The following is a 14,122-nucleotide window of genomic DNA, read 5'->3' as shown; positions in this document are numbered from 1 at the left end:
GGCTGGCGGAGGTGGCGAGTACGGTGTATTTCGACGCTGTGCGCACGTCATGGCGAACACATCGAAGTGCCGATCGTTGCTCGCGCAAGCAACGCATCAAGCAATGAAACCGACGCCCGCGTGCACGCCGTTGACACGTGCCGCCCCGCGCTCCAGACTCGCGGCTCCGCCACTGCATCGCGAGCGCCCATGATCACCTGCTTCCTTCGCTACGTCGTCGACCCGTACAAACTCGTCGAATTCGAGACCTACGGCAAGATGTGGATTCCGCTCGTCGAACGGTTCGGCGGCACGCATCATGGCTATTTCCTGCCATCCGAAGGCGCGAGCAACATCGCGCTGGCAATGTTCTCGTTCCCGAGCCTCGCCGACTACGAGCGCTACCGCGAACGCTCGAAGGACGATCCGGCCTGCCAGGCCGCGTTCCGCTACGCGGAGGACACGCGTTGCATCGTCAGCTACGAGCGCAGCTTCTTCCGGCCGGTGTTCGCGTAACGGGCCACGCCGCGGCACGCATCGGGCCCCGTTTTCCGGCCGAGGACGAAAAAAAGCCCCGCCGCATCCGCGTGGCGGGGCCAACCCATGTCAGTAGAGACATCATGGAGGAGACGCACCCATCTTATCGACCGTGGTGCACCGTCCCAACCAAGCATTTCTGCTATCGATCTGCGCGGCCGCGCACACGATTGCCCCGGCGCGCGGCATATCGATAGAACGAAAAGTCGTTTTCAGAGTGGCGACGCGGTCGTTACCATCTGGTTTTAAGCCTGTGCTTAGCCGGGCAAGCCACTCCCAGGAGCGCCCCTTGACTGCATTCGATCAACACCGCCGCCCGTTCGTCGTCGGCATCGGCGGTACCACCCGGGCCGCGTCGTCCACCGAACGCGCGCTGTCATTCGCCCTGCGCGGCGCGCAGGCCGCCGGCGCGCGTACGCGCCTGTTCGACGGCCCGTTCCTGCACACGCTGCCGCACTACGCCCCCGAACACAAAACGCTGACCGACGCGCAGCGCGAGCTGATCGACGCGGTGCGCCAGGCCGACGCGATCATCATCGCGACGCCCGGCTATCACGGCGGCGTGTCCGGCCTCGTGAAGAACGCACTCGACACGCTCGAGGAGCTGCGCGCGGACGAACGCCCGTATCTCGACGGCCGCGCGGTCGGCCTGATCGTCACCGCCTACGGCTGGCAGGCGGCCGGCACCGTGCTGACGTCGCTGCGCTCGATCGTCCATGCGCTGCGCGGCTGGCCGACGCCGTTCGGCGCCACCGTCAACACGCTGGAAACGCGTTTCGACAGCGCCGACAGCTGCTCGGATCCGAAGGTCGTCGCGCAACTCGAGACGGTCGGCGCGCAAGCGGCCGAATTCGCGCTCGCGTTCGCGTCGCATCGGGCGGCCTCGCACGCGGCGTCGGTCGATGCGCTCGCCCCCGTGCTGAAGGTCGCCAACCAGTAACCCCCCGCATTCCGCCGCGCGCCCTCGATCGACAGGATTCGACGAGGGCGCGCGGCGCGTCTTCCGACGCGTGCGACATGCGGGCGCGTCGTCCCGGCTCCCGACAACACCGTTCCGCGTCCCGCCCCGATAACGATTCAGCCCGCCGCGTCATTTGCATTGGCCGAAAGATTGGTTCACCCGACCGGCGGGTTTGCGTACGCTGAAAGTCCGAACTTTTTCCGCGCATGCCATGAACCGTACGATCCGCTACAAGGGCTACGAAGTCGCTCCCGCTGCCGCCCGGTTGCCGAACGGGCTGTTCGCCGCCAACCTGACGATCGAACGCGCGAGCGGCGGCCCGTCGCCGCGCTCCGTGTCGTTCGACGCAATCGATTTCTTCTTCGAGGAAGAGCACGCCCTCGCGTACGCATCGCGCTGGGGCCGCCTCTGGGTCGACACGAACGCGTGACGTGCGCGGGGCCGGCGTGCACATGGCCGCTCGAAAATACGCGATGACGGAAGCTGTGCAAGAATCTTTCGATCCGTAATCGCATAACAATAGCCATGACCGACACGCTGCAGGAAGAGCATGCAGCCGCAGATCACGCAATGCGCAACTGGACCTTCGAGGCCCAAGGCCCGGTCCGGATCGGTTCCGATGCGCACAAGCAGATGTTCTGTCGGATGCTGCTCGACACACACAACCCGTACAAGCCGGCCGTGATCGACTGGCCGGCGCTCCAGCCGGCCGAGCTCAGGCGGCTCACGTCGCTGCCGATCTGGGACATCGCGGTGCAAACCGAAGGCCGCGCGTCGATCCGCGTGGCGACCTACGCCGCGACGGTCGACGATCCGCTGCTGCGCCGCGCGCTCGAGATGGACGGCGGCGAGGAAGCCCGCCACAAGGTCGTGCTGTCGAAGCTCGTCGAGGCGTACGGCATCCGGCTCGCGCCCGAGCCGGCCTACCCCGCGCCGAAAGATCCCGAATGGTCGTGGATGATGACGGGCTTCAGCGAGTGCATCGACAGCTTTTTCGCGTTCGGCCTGTTCCGCTCCGCGCAGCGCTCCGGCTATTTCCCGCCCGAACTGGTCGAGACTTTCGAGCCCGTGATCCAGGAAGAAGGCCGCCACATCCTGTTCTTCGTCAACTGGTACGCATGGTACTGGCGCACGATGCCGTGGTGGCGCCGGCCGTGGTTCTTCGCACGCGTCGCAGCCGTGTGGGTGCAGCTGATCCGCGACCGCATGAGCATCGCGCGCGGCATCGATGCCGACGGCGCCGCGCGTGACGCGAATTTTCCGGCGACGGGCACCGCCGACATCGGCGATGCGCTGAACCCACGCGAGCTGATCGAGCTGTGTCTCGTGGAAAACGACCGGCGGATGGCCGGTTACGACAAGCGCCTGCTGCGCCCGATGTTCGTGCCTCGGATGGCGCGGTTCGCGCTGCGGTTTCTGAAGAAGTAAAGCCGGAAGTTTGCCGCGGGTCATGCGGCAGGCTGGCCCATTCGGCCCGCGCTCGTGGGCCGAATGTGGCGCGCCCGATACATTCGATCCCCCCTCTTTTTATTCGCCACGCCGAGGCGGCGGCGGCGTGGCGGACAAATTGCGGCTCTCGAGCCTGACATTTCGCCCCCCCTCCGACGCGACGCCGACCCGTGGGCGTTGGCGCCCCGTCGACACCACGCCAAACACCCGCCACGAGCCCACCTGCTCGACTTCCGGCATATGCGCCGATTCCGCCCTAACAGCGATATCAATGCGATCGTCAATAGGACAAATCCGATAAATCGACGCGGAGTGTTTCATTTGGGCGCTCTGTAGCAATTTTTTACAACTTCGACGGCCAGGCGGCCCGGAGCGCCCGTCACACGGGCCCCAGCGCCGGGCGGAATGCGCACATCAGCACAATCAAATACACTTCGAATCCGATTAATTGGGCCATCAGATAATCCCCATACGCAAACAAAAAAATTCAATATAAGCCAAATTATTAACACGTTAATAATTCGACAAAAGCGTTATCTCATCGCAATCCCCATAACATTACAAACATGAAAGAATGTGGTGCCGCGCAAACGTTTGCTATTTCATTTGTCTTACTTTTAAGTCCGTCCAGTGTGTCATCTACCGCACAAAACAACAACAACTATTTGATTTTTAAGAGAAAATAGCCATCTCCGCGGAAGAATTCAAACCATACTTCAAGCATTCTTGAATCTTTCAAATTCATTCGCACTTCCCGCATCAAAACACGTCGCATTAACCATTCTTTAACTTTAAAAACACTTCATTTATCACTGTTTGTCAATCTTAAAAATGCACCTCCAATAAACTCCGCCCATCAATTTTGAGATTCGCGCGAGCGCACGGAGCAATCCTCTAACAAAAGAGACCGGTGTGTGGCGTGCACATTTGGAGGTAGTAGGACATGAACCGCACATACCGCTCGATCTGGAACGAAGCTCTTGGCGCCTGGGTCGCGGCATCGGAAATCGATTCGGCACGGGGCAAGCCGAACAAGTCGGCCGTCGTGGTGGCAGCAGTCGCGGCGCTGGCGATCAGCCTGCCCGAATTGGCCGAAGCCAATACGCTCAACACACAGCAAACCTGCCTGACGGGAAGCAGCGGCGCGGTCGGCCGCGTCAACCCCGGCGGCACGCAAAACCAGGCCGGCGACGGTTCCGGAACGTATTCGGTCGTAGCCGGGTGTAACTCCAACGGCAACGGCTGGACCGGTGTCACGGTATATGGCGCATTCGCACAGGCGACCGGCAACGGCGCGGTCGCCACCGGCATACAGTCGTCGGCGGGTCTGTGGGGCGTCGCTGCCGGCCTCGAAACCACCGCCAGCGGTGCCGGCGCGACCGCACTCGGCTTCGGCTCGACTGCGAACGCACTGAACTCCGTCGCGATCGGCGGCGCGGGCGGCAACGGAACGACGCCGCTGTCGCAGGCGAACTCGACCATCGCTTCGGGCGCGGGCGCAGTCGCCATCGGCAGCAACGCAACGAAGGGCGCGCAGTCGGCCGCGGCGGACGGCATCGCGATCGGCGGGCAGTCGTCCGTCGCATCGACCGCCACGTCGGGTATCGCGCTCGGCCGCGGTGCGACCGTCAACGGTGCGTATGGCATCGCGCAGGGCGACGGCGCCACGGCAAGCGGCTCCGCGGTTGCATTGGGTCAATCGGCGACGGCCGGTGCGAACGCTGGCACGGGCGGCGGCATCGCGATCGGCAGCGGCGCGAACGCGGGCAACGCTACGTCGGGTTCCACGATCGCGATCGGGGCCGGTGCTGTAGCAACGTCTCCGACGGGTTCCGGCGATTCGCTCGCCATCGGCACGAGTGCATCGGCTACGGGTCAGGATTCGACGGCGATCGGCGCCCAAACTACCGCCAACGGCACGAACTCGATCGCCATCGGCAACAATGGCACGCTCGCCACCGGAACCGGCGCACAGGTAATCGGCGTCGGCGCAACGGCATCCGGCACGAACGCCACGACATTCGGCACCGGCGCGACGGCCTCGGGCACCGGTGCGATGGCGCTCGGCGCAAGCAGCACGGCCAGATACGCATCCAGCGTCGCGCTCGGCACCGGAAGCGTGACGGGCGCCGCAGCGCCGACGGGCACGGGTTATCTGACGGGCAGCGCCGCGCCTCTGTCGGAAGTTTCGGTCGGCAGCTCGACGGCCCTGCGCCGCATCACGAACGTCGCGGACGGCTCGGCGCCGCAGGACGCCGTCACCGTCGCCCAGCTCAGCACCGGCATGAGCACGACGACGAGCGCAATCGGCAGCCTGTCGACGTCGGCGTCGACCGGTCTTTCGTCGGCGAATAGCGCGATCACTTCGCTGTCGACCTCGACTTCGACGGGCATCAACTCGCTGTCCACGGGCCTTAGTTCAGCTAACAGCGCTGTTACGTCGCTTTCGTCGTCCACGTCGACCGGCCTCTCGTCGGCCAACAGCTCGATCACCTCGCTGTCGACCTCGACTTCGACCAGCATCAATTCGCTGTCCACTGGCCTCAGCTCGGCTAACAGCTCGGTTACGTCGCTTTCGACTTCCACGTCGACGGGCCTGTCGTCGGCCAACAGCTCGATCGGTTCCCTGTCGACCTCGACTTCGACCGGCATCAACTCGCTGTCCACTGGCCTCAGCTCGGCGAACAGCTCTGTGACGTCGCTGTCGACCTCCACGTCGACGGGCCTCTCGTCGGCCAACAGCTCGATCACCTCGTTGTCGACGTCGACTTCGACAGGTATCAATTCGCTGTCCACCGGCCTCAGCTCGGCAAACAGCTCGGTTACGTCGCTTTCGACTTCCACGTCGACGGGCCTGTCGTCGGCCAACAGCTCGATCGGTTCCCTGTCGACCTCGACTTCGACCGGCATCAACTCGCTGTCCACTGGCCTCAGCTCGGCTAACAGCTCTGTGACGTCGCTGTCGACCTCCACGTCGACGGGCCTCTCGTCGGCCAACAGCTCGATCACCTCGCTGTCAACCTCGACTTCGACCGGCATCAATTCGCTGTCTACCGGCCTTAGTACAGCTAACAGCTCGGTTACGTCGCTTTCGTCCTCCACGTCGACGGGCCTCTCGTCGGCCAACAGCTCGATCACCTCGCTGTCAACCTCGACTTCGACCGGCATCAACTCGCTGTCCACCGGCCTGAGCACGGTCTCGACGAAGACCGACAACCTGGGTAGCAGCACCGCGTCGGCACTTGGCGGTGGTTCGACGTACGACCCGACGACGGGCAAGGTCTCGGCTCCGGCGTACACCACGTACAACGCGAACGGCACGACATCGACGGCCAATAGCGTGGGCTCGGCGATCAACAACATCAACAGTCAGGGCATCAAGTACTTCCACGCGAACTCGACCGGCGCCGATAGCACCGCAACGGGCACCGACGCCGTCGCCATCGGCACCGGCGCCGTCGCCGGCACGAACAACTCCGTCGCGCTCGGCGCGAACTCGGCGACCGCCGCGGCCACCCCGACGAGCAGCGCGACCGTCAACGGCGTTACGTTCGGCGGATTCGCCGGCGCCACGCCGGTCGGCACCGTCAGCGTCGGCGACCTCAACAAGGAACGGCAGATCACCAACGTCGCTGCCGGCCAAGTGACCCAGACCAGTACCGACGCGATCAACGGCAGCCAGCTTTATTCCGTCGCCCAACAAGTCGGTACCGCGACCAGTGCCATTTCGTCGCTGTCGACGTCGACTTCGACCGGTCTGTCGTCCGCGAACAGCTCCATCACGTCGCTCTCGACCTCGACTTCGACGGGCCTCTCGTCGGCCAACAGCTCCATCACGTCGCTCTCGACTTCGACCTCGACGGGCCTGTCGTCCGCGAACAGCTCGATCACTTCGCTCTCGACCTCGACTTCGACGGGTCTCTCGTCGGCTAACAGCTCAATCACCTCGTTGTCGACCTCGACTTCGACGGGTCTTTCGTCGGCTAACAGCTCGATCACCTCGCTCTCGACTTCGACTTCGACAGGTCTTTCGTCGGCCAACAGCTCGATCACTTCGCTGTCCACGTCGACCTCGACGGGTATCAATTCGCTGTCGACGGGCCTCAGTTCGACCAATAGCTCGGTGACGTCGCTGTCCACCTCCACGTCGACCGGCTTGTCGTCGGCCAACAGCTCGATCACCTCGCTGTCGACCTCGACATCGACGGGTATCAATTCGCTGTCGACGGGACTCAGCTCGGCCAATAGCTCGGTGACGTCGCTGTCCACCTCCACGTCGACCGGTTTGTCATCGGCGAACAGCTCCATCACGTCGCTGTCGACTTCTACTTCGACCGGCATCAACTCGTTGTCGACCGGCCTCAGCTCGACCGATAGCTCGGTGATGTCGCTGTCGACTTCTACGTCCACCGGTCTCTCGTCGGCTAACAGCTCGATCACCTCGCTGTCGACCTCGACCTCGACGGGTATCAATTCGTTGTCGACCGGCCTCAGCTCGACCGATAGCTCGGTGATGTCGCTGTCGACTTCTACGTCCACCGGTCTCTCGTCGGCTAACAGCTCGATCACCTCGCTGTCGACCTCGACCTCGACGGGTATCAATTCGTTGTCGACCGGCCTCAGCTCGACCGATAGCTCGGTGATGTCGCTGTCGACTTCTACGTCCACCGGTCTCTCGTCGGCCAACAGCTCGATCACCTCGCTGTCCACTTCGACTTCGACCGGCATCAACTCGTTGTCGACCGGCCTCAGCTCGACCGATAGTTCGGTGATGTCGCTGTCGACTTCCACGTCCACGGGTCTCTCGTCGGCTAACAGCTCGATCACCTCGCTCTCGACCTCGACCTCGACGGGTCTGTCGTCGGCCAATAGCTCCATCACGTCCCTGTCGACCTCGACTTCGACGGGCCTGTCGTCGGCCAATAGCTCCATCACGTCCCTGTCGACTTCGACGTCGACCGGCCTGTCGTCGGCCAACAGCTCGATCACGTCGCTGTCGACTTCGACTTCGACTGGCCTGTCCTCGGCCAATAGCTCAATCGATTCGCTGTCCACGTCGACCTCGACTGGCCTCTCGTCGGCAAACAGCTCGATCACGTCCCTGTCGACTTCGACCTCGACCGGTATCAACTCGCTGTCCACCGGCCTGAGCTCGACCAACAGCTCGGTGACGTCGCTGTCGACCTCCACGTCGACTGGCTTGTCGTCCGCGAACAGCTCGATCACGTCGCTCTCGACTTCGACCTCGACGGGCCTCTCGTCGGCAAACAGCTCGATCACGTCCTTGTCGACCTCGACCTCGACCGGCATCAACTCGTTGTCAACGGGTCTCAGCTCGACCAATAGCTCGGTGACGTCGCTGTCGACTTCCACGTCCACTGGCCTCTCGTCGGCCACCAGCTCGATCACCTCGCTGTCCACATCGACCTCGACCGGCATCAGCTCGCTGTCCACCGGCCTGAGCTCGACCGATAGCTCGGTGTCGTCGCTGTCGACCTCCACGTCGACCGGCTTGTCGTCCGCGAACAGCTCGATCACGTCCCTGTCGACCTCCACGTCGACCGGCCTGTCGTCCGCGAACAGCTCGATCACGTCCCTGTCGACCTCCACGTCGACCGGCCTGTCCTCGGCCAACAGCTCGATCACGTCCCTGTCGACCTCCACGTCGACCGGCCTGTCCTCGGCCAACAGCTCGATCACGTCGCTCTCGACCTCGACCTCGACGGGCCTCTCGTCGGCTAACAGCTCAATCACCTCGCTGTCGACCTCGACTTCGACGGGCCTGTCGTCGGCCAACAGCTCCATCAGTTCCCTGTCGACTTCGACGTCGACCGGCCTGTCGTCCGCGACCAGCTCGATCACGTCCCTCTCGACCTCGACCTCGACCGGCATCAGCTCGTTGTCCACCGGCCTGAGCAGCACGGACAGCACGATCACGTCGCTGTCGACCTCGACGTCGACCGGCATCGGCTCGTTGTCCACCGGCCTGAGCAGCACCAACAGCGCGGTATCGTCGCTGTCGACCTCCACTTCGACCGCGATCAACGCCGCGAAGACGCACTACTACAGCGTCAACGACAACGGCACGCAGCAAGCCAACTACGCGAACGACGGCGCCACGGGCACCAACGCCCTCGCCGCCGGCGTGAACGCCAGCGCGGCGGGCGCCAGCAGCGTGGCAGTCGGCGACGGCTCGAACGCGCAGACGGCAGGCGCGGTTGCGATCGGCCAGAACGCCTCGGCAACGGGCGGCAAGGCCGTGTCGATCGGCTCCGGCAACACGGCGTCCGGCGATGGCGCGGTCGCGATCGGCGATCCGAACGTGGCGACGGGCACCGGCGCAGTGGCGATGGGCGCGAACAACACGGCGACCGGCGACGGCGCGATGTCGCTCGGCAACCAGAACACGGCAACCGGCGCCAGCGCGCTCGCCCTCGGCAGCGCGAACCAGGCCACCGCGGACAACACGATCGCGCTGGGCAGCCAGGCCACGGCCAGCGCCACCGGCGCCCAGGCCTACGGCTCGGCCGCCAAGGCCACGGCCGCCGACGCACTCGCCTTCGGCACGAACGCGCAAGCGAACGTCGCGAACTCGATCGCACTCGGCGCGAACTCGGTCACGGCGGCAGCCGTCGGCACGTCGAGCGCCACGATCGGTGGCGTCACGTACCCGTTCGCGGGCGGCTCGCCGGTCGGCGTGGTGAGCGTCGGCGCACCGGGCCAGGAACGCCAGATCACGAACGTCGCCGCGGGCCGCATCTCGGCCACGAGCACGGATGCGATCAACGGCAGCCAGCTCAACGCGACGAACACGGCGCTCAACACGTTGTCGACGTCCACCGCGTCGAACGTCGCGTCGCTGTCCACCGGCATCAACTCGCTGTCCACCGGGCTGAGCACGACCAACAGCAACGTGGCCTCGCTGTCCACGTCGACCTCGACCGCGATCAGCTCGCTGTCAACGGGCCTGAGCACGACGAACAGCACCGTCACCTCGCTGTCGACGTCGACGTCGACCGGTATCGGTTCGCTGTCGACCGGCCTGAGCACGACGAACAGCAACGTGGCGTCGCTGTCGACCGGCGTGACGAACATCAACAACCAGTTGAACCAGTTGTCGACGACGCTCAACAACAACACGACGCGTGCAGTGAACAACAACGGCATCGCCGCCGACATGAACGGCACCGGCAGCGATCACCCGACCGTCACCGCCGGCTCGAACTCGGTGGCGATCGGCGCGAATTCGACGGACGGCGGCCGCTCGAACGTGGTGTCGGTCGGCAGCGACCAGCAGCAGCGCCAGATCACGAACGTCGCGCCGGGTACGCAAGGCACCGACGCGGTGAACGTGAACCAGCTGACGCAGGTGCAGACGACGCTGTCGACGGCGCTGTCGGGCCAGCAGGCGCAGATCAACTCGCTGGGTTCGCAACTGCAGCAGACCGACCAGATGGCGAAGCAGGGTATCGCGGCCGTCGGCGCGATGGCCTCGATCCCGCAGCTCGATCGCGACGCCAACTTCGGGATGGGCGTGGGCACGTCGACCTTCCTCGGCCAGAAGGCGATGGCGGTCAACATGCAGGCGCGCATCACGGAGAACCTGAAGGCGTCGATCAACGGCGGTTTCAGCGGCGGTCAGAAGGTGATCGGCGCCGGCGTGCTGTACCAGTGGAAGTAATGCGTCGCGCCGCCAGGCCGCCCAGCTCGCCGGCCGTGCGGCCCGCGGCGGCCCCGACGGCCAGACGAGCCCGCCGCGCAACCCGTGGCGGGCTTCAGTCAACCCAAGCATTGAGGATGTAACCGTGAACAAACTCGCTCTTGCGCTCGCGCTTTCCACAACGGCCCTCGCCGCGTGCTCGACCGCATCCGGCCCGACCTTCAGCGCCTCCGAACTGCAGCCGCGCGACGGCGTGCGCACCTTCCAGGTGGACTGCCACGGCCTGCTGTCGGGCCCGCAGACCTGCATGAAAGCCGCCCGCAAGATCTGCGGCGACGAGCCCGTGCGCGCCGTCGATTCGGCCCGCGCGCTGCGCGACCAATCCGATCCGGCCACGCTGGTCTTCCAGTGCGGCGTCGCACAGGCCGAAGCGGCCTCGGCCGCCACACCCGCACCCGCTGCCGCCGTCGTCGAGCGCGTGAACCTGTCGGGCGACGCGCTGTTCGCGACCGACCACGCGACGCTCGCACCGACCGCGCGCGAATCGCTCGACCGGCTGCTGAGCGAGCGTGCCGACCGCACGTACTCGCTGGTGACGGTCACCGGCTTCACCAATTCGGTGGGCAGCGACGACTATAACCTCGCACTGTCGAAGCGCCGCGCCGAATCGGTCGCCGCCTATTTGAAGGCGCATGGGCTGAAGACCGATTCGATGACGGTGTCGGGCCGCGGCAAGGCCGATCCGGTCGCGTCCAACGCGACGCCGGAAGGCCGCGCCAGCAACCGCCGCGTCGAAATCCGACTGCAGCACTGAGCCGCCTGCGGCCGCCCATGCGGCCGCGCTATCCGGCGGGCCGCACCCGCCGCGCCGGAATTCCGCCGGACCACCGGGCGCCGCTTCGCCGGCGCCCGTCCCCGTTGGCCATCGGCTATGTCAAAGTTCGTCACGCCCTGCCAAAAACGGCGGTTTCCATGCCACAATCGCCGCAGACAGTCGCCGGGGCAGCCTGCCCGACGCGCGCCGTGCCGGGCGTGCCCGGCGACACGCCGGCATCCGGCTGCCGCCTTCGCGAATCTCGTCGCCCGATTCGCACACCGCGGCGCACCGGCGCGAATCCAACCATGACAACCCACGGCGCGCCGCTGCCGGCCAGACGCTCGACGCGATGCCCGGACGCACGACGCCGCAGAGGAAACCAACCGGTGACGGACATCAATGAAGCCGCCGCGGGCGGCACCCGCAAGCAACGGCCGGCGGTCGGCATCTCGCTGTTTGCGCGCGACGGCCAGGCGATCTGGGAAAACGGCATCCACCAGAACATCGCGTTCCTCGCGATGATGCTCAAGCGCTCGGACCGCGTCGGCCCCGTCTATTTCCTGAACGGCGGCGACGCCACTGCACTGCCGGCCGGGCTCGAACTCGACGGCCTCGACATCCCGCTCGTGAAACCCGCCGACGTCACGCACGAACTCGACGTCGTGATCGAAATGGGCGCGCAGTTGCCGGTCGAATGGCTGCGGCACATGAAGGCGCTCGGCAAGAAGATCACCGCGTTCTTCTGCGGGCACGTGTATGCGGGCCTGTGCGAGACGCCGATCTTCGGGAAACCGTCGGGGCACGTGTTCAACGGCGCGCCGTTCGACGAAGTATGGCTGCTGCCGCAATACGACAAGACCGCCGCGCCGATGCTGCGAACGATCCTGCGCGCACCTGTTCACCTGATGCCGCACATCTGGTCGCCGTACTTCCTCGAGCGCCGCGTGGCCACGCTCGCCGACGAAGGCGCGACGTTCGGCTATCGGCCCGGCCAGCGGCCGTGGAGGCTCGCGACGCTCGAGCCGAACATCTCGGTCGCGAAGTCCTGTCACTACCCGATGCTCGCGTGCGACGCTTTCTACCGCGCGCGGCCTGATGCGGTGCAACACATGTTCGTCGTCAACTCGATGCACATGAAGGAACATCCGACCTTCCTGCACTTCGCGAACAGCCTCGATCTCGTGCGCCAGCACAAGGCGACGTTCGAACCGCGGCTCGACCTGCCGGGCTTCATGGCGCGCCACGCGGATGCGGTCGTGTCGCACCATTGGGAAAACGGGCAGAACTATCTGTATTACGACGTGCTGTACGGCGGCTATCCGCTGATCCACAACTCGACGCTCATTGGCGACGCCGGCTATTACTACCCGGACTTCGATTCGGCCGCCGGCGGCCGCGCGCTGCTCGAAGCGTGGCTGCATCACGACGAACGCCTCGACGACTACCGCGCGAAAGCCGGCCGGCTGCTGCAGTCGGTCTCGATCGACAACCCCGCGAACCTCGACGCGTTCGTCTCGCGTCTGGTCGCCTGAACCGGAGCATACGCATGTCGGACTCCAATGCCCGTCAAGCGCCCGGCGAGGGCAAGCGCCTCGTCGTCGGCGTGTCGCTGTTCGTGCGCGGCGCCGGCCAGTCGCTGTGGGAAAACGGCATTTTCCAGAACTGCCTGCTGCTGATCCTGCTGCTGCGCCAGTCGCCGCTCGTCGCGGATGCCGTGATGGTCAACGGCGGCGAACAGGTCGCCGATCCGCAGATGATGCTCGGCGAGTGGAACGTGCCGCTGCTGTCGATGGACGAAGCGCTCGAGCGCTGCGACGTGCTGATCGAGATGAGCGCGCAATTCGGCGCGGACTACCTGCGCGCGTTCCGCGAGCGCGGCGGCAAGGTCGTCACGATGCGGGTGGGCAACGACTACGTGATCGACATCGAGCGCGCGATGTTCGACAAGCCGTCGGGCTTCCTGTTCTCGGGCGCGCCGTACGACGCGGTGTGGACGATTCCCGAATTCGAGCGCTCGTGCCTGCACTACTACCAGACGGGCCTGCGCGCACCGGTCACGATCGTCCCGCACATCTGGCATCCGATGCTGTTCGACAAGGCGCGCGCGACGCTCGGCGCCGGTTTGTCGTTCGGCTATCAGCCCGGCAAGCCCCGGTGGCGCGTGACGATGTTCGAACCGAACATCTGCATGGTAAAGACGAGCATCATCCCGATGCTCGTGACCGAGGAAGCGTATCGCGCTAAGCCGGCGTTCCTCGAATTCGTGCGCGTATGCAACACGCTGCACCTGAAGGAACACCCGACTTTCGTGCACTTCGCGAAGAGCCTCGACATCGTGAACCACGGCATCACGACGTTCGAAAGCCGCTACGCGGTGTACGAGTTCATGGCCGCGTACGGCGACGCGGTGGTGTCGCACACGTGGGAGAACGCGCAGAACTACCTGTATTACGAGCTGCTGTACGGCGACTATCCGCTGATCCACAACTCGCCGTTCCTCGGCAAGGCCGGGTATTTCTATCCGGACTTCGACTGCCAGGCGGGCGGCCGCGCGCTGCTGCAGGCGTTCGCCGAGCACGACGCGAATCTCGACGCGTACCGCGAGCAGTCGAGGCACGTGCTCGACTCGGTCAGCATCTACAACCCCGACAACGTCGCGGCCTATACCGACGCGATCGCCACGCTCTATCGCGACGCGTGACCCGTCCCCGCCCCACGG

8 protein-coding genes are annotated in these 14,122 nt (G+C 65.2%); all 8 read left to right on the top strand.

The genetic code is table 11. The features are described 5' to 3' along the window. The first annotated feature begins 189 nt into the window (after positions 1–189). The 8 genes from C5F75_RS18095 to C5F75_RS18060 all read left to right on the top strand — a co-directional run bounded on the left by C5F75_RS18095 (position 190) and on the right by C5F75_RS18060 (position 14,104). Complete coding sequence (locus C5F75_RS18095; RefSeq protein WP_059575435.1) at positions 190–495, top strand: NIPSNAP family protein; 306 nt, start codon at positions 190–192, stop codon at positions 493–495. A 310-nt stretch (positions 496–805) separates the two neighbouring features. Further along, on the top strand, positions 806–1,456 hold the full coding sequence (locus C5F75_RS18090; RefSeq protein WP_060968372.1) for an NADPH-dependent FMN reductase: 651 nt from the start codon (positions 806–808) through the stop codon (positions 1,454–1,456). 232 nt (positions 1,457–1,688) lie between these two features. Next, positions 1,689–1,907 carry a hypothetical protein gene (locus tag C5F75_RS18085; RefSeq protein ID WP_006480563.1) on the top strand — a complete coding sequence of 73 codons (219 nt, stop codon included), beginning with the start codon at positions 1,689–1,691 and terminating at the stop codon, positions 1,905–1,907. A 95-nt stretch (positions 1,908–2,002) separates the two neighbouring features. Further along, positions 2,003–2,905 carry a hypothetical protein gene (locus tag C5F75_RS18080; protein WP_059575437.1) on the top strand — a complete coding sequence of 301 codons (903 nt, stop codon included), beginning with the start codon at positions 2,003–2,005 and terminating at the stop codon, positions 2,903–2,905. A gap of 964 nt (positions 2,906–3,869) precedes the next feature. Beyond that, positions 3,870–10,607 (top strand): ESPR-type extended signal peptide-containing protein, encoded by a 6,738-nt coding sequence (locus C5F75_RS18075; protein WP_104012543.1) that lies wholly within the window; start codon positions 3,870–3,872, stop codon positions 10,605–10,607. Positions 10,608–10,731: 124 nt separating this feature from the next. After that, positions 10,732–11,400 (top strand): OmpA family protein, encoded by a 669-nt coding sequence (locus C5F75_RS18070; RefSeq protein WP_104012521.1) that lies wholly within the window; start codon positions 10,732–10,734, stop codon positions 11,398–11,400. Positions 11,401–11,789: 389 nt separating this feature from the next. Then, a complete protein-coding gene (locus C5F75_RS18065; RefSeq protein WP_104012520.1) occupies positions 11,790–12,935 on the top strand; it encodes a DUF2827 domain-containing protein in 1,146 nt (381 codons plus the stop codon). A 14-nt stretch (positions 12,936–12,949) separates the two neighbouring features. Then, the gene (locus tag C5F75_RS18060; RefSeq protein WP_104012519.1) at positions 12,950–14,104 is read left to right on the top strand and encodes a DUF2827 domain-containing protein; all 1,155 of its coding nucleotides are present in this window, start codon (positions 12,950–12,952) and stop codon (positions 14,102–14,104) included. Positions 14,105–14,122 lie beyond the last annotated feature (18 nt).

The sequence above is a fragment of the Burkholderia anthinoferrum genome, assembly GCF_002925705.1.
Lineage (GTDB): Bacteria > Pseudomonadota > Gammaproteobacteria > Burkholderiales > Burkholderiaceae > Burkholderia > Burkholderia semiarida.
This window is presented reverse-complemented; position numbering and strand designations above follow the sequence as displayed.

What these genes read in the sequence shown, in the direction of transcription:
- C5F75_RS18095 (WP_059575435.1), top strand. Translation starts at nt 190, where the DNA reads ATGATCACCTGCTTCCTTCGCTACGTCGTCGACCCGTACAAACTCGTC.
- C5F75_RS18085 (WP_006480563.1), top strand. Translation starts at nt 1,689, where the DNA reads ATGAACCGTACGATCCGCTACAAGGGCTACGAAGTCGCTCCCGCTGCC.
- C5F75_RS18080 (WP_059575437.1), top strand. Translation starts at nt 2,003, where the DNA reads ATGACCGACACGCTGCAGGAAGAGCATGCAGCCGCAGATCACGCAATG.
- C5F75_RS18075 (WP_104012543.1), top strand. Translation starts at nt 3,870, where the DNA reads ATGAACCGCACATACCGCTCGATCTGGAACGAAGCTCTTGGCGCCTGG.
- C5F75_RS18060 (WP_104012519.1), top strand. Translation starts at nt 12,950, where the DNA reads ATGTCGGACTCCAATGCCCGTCAAGCGCCCGGCGAGGGCAAGCGCCTC.